The 4,489-nt window shown below is 39.2% G+C and carries 6 protein-coding genes; 4 read left to right on the forward strand and 2 right to left on the reverse strand.

Annotation, left to right across the window (positions count from 1 at the left end; all coding sequences use genetic code 11):
• Positions 1-660: 660 nt before the first annotated feature.
• The 4 genes from C5470_RS21295 (at position 661) to C5470_RS21310 (ending at position 2,349) form a co-directional block, all read left to right on the forward strand.
• Positions 661-1,176 carry a J domain-containing protein gene (locus C5470_RS21295; RefSeq protein WP_152963886.1) on the forward strand — a complete coding sequence of 172 codons (516 nt, stop codon included), beginning with the start codon at positions 661-663 and terminating at the stop codon, positions 1,174-1,176.
• A 70-nt stretch (positions 1,177-1,246) separates the two neighbouring features.
• Complete coding sequence (locus tag C5470_RS21300) at positions 1,247-1,780, forward strand: hypothetical protein (protein ID WP_152963804.1); 534 nt, start codon at positions 1,247-1,249, stop codon at positions 1,778-1,780.
• 71 nt (positions 1,781-1,851) lie between these two features.
• Positions 1,852-2,139, forward strand: coding sequence for a hypothetical protein (locus C5470_RS21305; protein ID WP_152963803.1), 288 nt, complete (start codon positions 1,852-1,854; stop codon positions 2,137-2,139).
• A 6-nt stretch (positions 2,140-2,145) separates the two neighbouring features.
• Positions 2,146-2,349, forward strand: coding sequence for a helix-turn-helix domain-containing protein (locus C5470_RS21310; RefSeq protein WP_152963802.1), 204 nt, complete (start codon positions 2,146-2,148; stop codon positions 2,347-2,349).
• Between the two features lie 246 nt (positions 2,350-2,595).
• On the opposite strand, the gene C5470_RS23145 is transcribed toward C5470_RS21310, so the two are convergent.
• Positions 2,596-3,492: a hemolysin/hemagglutinin-like protein HecA precursor gene (locus C5470_RS23145; protein WP_239002558.1), complete on the reverse strand. Its 897-nt coding sequence runs from the start codon at positions 3,490-3,492 to the stop codon at positions 2,596-2,598.
• Positions 3,493-3,679: 187 nt separating this feature from the next.
• On the reverse strand, positions 3,680-4,231 hold the full coding sequence (locus tag C5470_RS21320) for an immunity 42 family protein (protein ID WP_157975445.1): 552 nt from the start codon (positions 4,229-4,231) through the stop codon (positions 3,680-3,682).
• Positions 4,232-4,489 lie beyond the last annotated feature (258 nt).

A 4,489-nucleotide genomic window follows, 5' to 3' on the forward strand; every position in this document is an offset into this window, starting at 1 on the left:
AAGAATGCTTGCCGAGATCGATGCCAATCAGTGCGATAGTGTTCATGATGGTAGCCTCTTATCAAAGATAATCACTCTGCTAATATACTGCCGTTAGAGTGAGGGGAACCATCTCATTACCTTGGGGTAATCTTTTAATGTTCCCCTCAGATGACCGTTCTGAATGGCAAGCTAAAAGCACAACTTGAGCGTTGGTATCCTAGCATCAAAATTATGAGCTAGCTGGAGTATGGTTGATAGTTCTACATTATCTATCACAGCATAACACCAATGTAGTGCCCCAAGGTTTTTTATGCTCTCCTAATAGAGCCGCGCCAACGGCTTTTGAAGAGATCTGACATACGGCTCCTTCTCCATCATTCAAAAATCCTCACTAATGTTTTTGGTGGTTTATCACACCTGACTCACTGTAAAACAACAAATCACCAAAACGCCGGCGACGGGTTAACGTTATTAAGTTGCTTCGGGTATTGAATAGTTGAATAACTGATGAAAATAAATGTCGTTGATCCACTTCCTTCCGTTCCAATAAACGGGAAATATATTTTTATATTTTTCACCTTGACAACTCACCAAAAGGTGAGTACAATTATTTATATAGGAACGGGTAAGGCTCCTATACTTTTCACACTAACAGCCCATAAGGGCAGGAACTAAAAAATGAATATTCAAGAAGCGTTAAACGTGTTTGGTATTTCTGGTGAACTTACTGAACAGGATATTAAGAAAACGTACAAGTGCCTTGCTATTAAATATCATCCCGATAAAAACCCATTAGGCACGGAAATGATGAAAGCTATCAACGCAGCTTTTGATTTCTTAATGGCTAATTTTGAAAAAGTAAATCAATTCCAGTCCTCGAATCAAGATGATCATTACAATTATGGCGAGGATTTAGAAAGAGTATTAACAACTTTAAACGGTTTGGCTGGAATTATTCTTGAAGTTATCGGTAATTGGATTTGGATTTCAGGAGAAACAAAACCACATAAAGATATTTTGAAAGAATTAGGATGCAAATGGGCAAATAAGAAAAAACGATGGTTTTATCGTCCAGAAGAACATAAGAGCCATTTTAATCGTAAAGAGCACAGCATGGAAGAAATAAGAGAAATGTATGGGACAAATGGCAAGTGTAATGCTCGTGGGCCTCATAGCGTTGAGGCAAGGATTTAAACTTAAAATGTGGGCGGGGAACCGCCCTTCTAGTATTTATCTTCTTTAATTTTGCTTTATGAGATTTAAAATGGATCACTTTAAAAAAAATTTCACAAATACTTTTGAAGTTGTATGTAAATTTCTTGGCGATGGTTGGCGTGTTGATAAGTTAGAACCTGGGTATGAATATCGAATTAAATTAACATCATTAAACTTTAAGCATTTTGTAATAGTTGCCACAATGGAGAAAGGACGTATACAAATTAGTGGAGGTGTTAGTCATGGTGTATGGTGTGTATGTTCTGTATCAACCAGGCGACAGCCGTTAGCGATTGCAAGAGATATCAAACGTAAGATCTTGTCGTCAGCATTAGGACAAATTGAGCTGTTGGAAGCTGAGATCAAGAAGAATCAAAAGCGAACCGAAGAACGCGAGATAGTAAAATCATCGATAGGCTGTGTTGTAGAACTGCAACCCAATTACTATGATTTATGCAGCTTTAAGCATGGGAGAATACATGGAACAGTTAAAGAATCATATGATGGCTGTTATAATTTGCATCTAAGCTGCTTGAGTAAGGACGAGTTGATCTATTTGGTCGGATTTTTAAGTACATTGTGATTCTGATTTGTAGCTAATATTTACAGATCTGGGGGTTCTTCCACTGGACCCCTAATATGTGAGGGCGTTTCATGGAAAAAGTTTTTGAAGAACGAGTGAATAAAGGGAACAAAAGTTGTTCATTGACTGTATGGCTTGATAACGATGGTTATCATTTATGCTATTCTGCATTAGGCAGAACTAATCCACAAAATGGGAAGAAACGTGAACGATTTACTATTTTCGATGAAACATATGATTATAAATCTATTCAATCAATAGATTTATCTCAACTACCATTGATTGCAAAGACAGAAAAATTCAAGCCGTTGGCTGAGTGTTTTTTGTTAATGACTAATCATTTTATCTCTAAAAAATAGAATATTATGACACCAATCGAATTAAGAAGGTTGCAAGCAAAAACCGGATTGTCTAAACAGGAGTTAGCTCTACGTTTAGATATGAGTCCCAGAACTTGGGAGAATTTAATTTCTGTTAACCCGGAAAAAAAACTTCCAAAAATTAAGTATGAACTTTTGCTGTTGTTGGCTGGTGAACATCCTGAATACAAGCTTGTGTCGAGAAATTAGGCAACGATTCCGGCACAGTGAATGATGCAGCAAAAAAAGATTCTAGCTAACACAAATAAGGGTTAGATGGTGAAACCCCAAACAGCAACAAAAACAAGTTTTTATTTTTTTGACAAGTGAAGAATTTGTGTTAAATGGATTTGAAGAAACCCCTACACCATGCAATTAATTCCTTATTATGACGAGGTATTTTGTAGATTTAACTCTTTAAGTTGTGTAGCATATTAGTACTGCTGTACAAGCAGCTTAGAAACATGTTTTCCTATTCTTAAGTAAAAACCAACTGCCGCACAGGCAGATAATAAAGCAAAAGGCTGGACTAACCGGCCCTGAGCTTAACTCACTCCAGCCACTCCACACAGGCGCTTGTGAAACATCTACACGAGTGAGTAACACCCACAGGCAGCTCAGATTCAGGGGTAGTGACCGGGTAGCTGGTCGAGTAGCCCGGTTACTACCCCTATTACCATAATTTTTGGAGCTTGGGATTGAGTTTTCAAAAAGTTTCAATGAGTCTTTTGGTTCTATTCCCGCATTACGGCGATTTCCATCACCACCAAGAGTATGTTTAGGATTTGATTTATAAACCAACCCATTATTCGCTGTCACTGGATTAGGTACTGGTATAGCACTTCTTTTTACCTCTTTTGCTCCAGTCTTACTGATCCCTCCGGCAACCCCTGCAGACGCCGCAATCCCCGTCTGCCCCATAATCTTCACGATTTCCTGGGTCGTTTCTTCTGAGCCGCCGGTGACTTGGGCACGATGGAGCACTAAATTGCGGGAGGCATCAATATTCGACATCGCACCCCGTAAATCTGCCCATTCCCGCACTTCTGCCGGCGTGAGGGAATCCAGTCCCTGCATTCTGGCTTTTTCCTGAATTTCGTTCATCCGGGCACTGTAATCACCCTGTAATGCTCGCAGCTCTTTGGCAACCGCAACACACTGGTCAGCCCCTGAACACGTTGCTATCCGCGCCTGAACCCGGTCATATTCCTGCCGGTATTTATCTCTGACCGTCGCACGACAACTGCTATCTCCCTGACAATTGACCAGTTCCTCACTCCTTGAGCGATTCTGGTCAACGCTTAAGTGATTATTGTCAACAACAACCCATTCCAGTGCGAAGTTGACCGCCAAGCACCTATTTTTTCTATGGTACTCAGTCAGTTACAACCTGTTTTTCCCTGTACGGTTTGACTCCCGGCCAATAACACCCCGACGCGACTTTTCAGCTCGATAAGCCACTTTGCCTTGATGTGATGAACCTCACCTTTAGAGTTAGATGGTTATCCAACATTTGGGGTACGGTCCACATGGGGGGATTTTACTTTAGGCAGTAATAATAATTTATTGTAGAAGTGACAATGTTTTTCACTGTTTCCTTTTCTAAAATAATATCAGTAACATGTGGTTTTAGTATTTCCTCCCAATGATATCCAACATCATCATTACCATTTAAAACACTCAGTTTTGCACCTAAGATTCTTATCATACTGCCATTAGATACAGCAAAAACATAACAACAGTCATTTTCTAAATTATATGTAGATGCTTGATATTTGTAAGAAGTAACAAAATCGTCTGATACTTCTTTCTCTGGTTCAGCCCGTTCAGGCAACATTGTTTTTAACATAGAGAAGTAAGCTTCTTTTTTTTCCATATTGAAAATATTATTATTTTCAACAGGTAATACCAAAGCATTACTATCAGATAAACAAAGGATATCTCCTCCTAATGTTGCTACTTTCGCACTATTTGGATACAGTTTTCCATCTATACAAAAATGAAATAAGCCATTTCTATATCCATTTTCTGTACTCCAATCAGATAAATACTCTATAAGTATGGCAAAATGATTTGGATCACCAAAAATCATAATTATCTCCATTTTCCAGGTAAACCAAGTTTCTTTTTAACGTCTGATGGAACGTCGCTCTTGCTTAATGCCGCACTTTTATCACCTGTGCTACCGGACCAATGCCACGTACCATCATTAGTATTGGTAAATTGGGGTACCGTCAGGATTCCTGCGTAAATGAGTAACATCCCCAATTTCGCTACATTTGAAACGTCACACCGTAGTCAATCGGCGCTACATCTCGCTCCCGTAGCTCATACATACCAAAACGATTTG

Source organism: Photorhabdus stackebrandtii, assembly GCF_011189495.1.
GTDB lineage: Bacteria > Pseudomonadota > Gammaproteobacteria > Enterobacterales > Enterobacteriaceae > Photorhabdus > Photorhabdus khanii.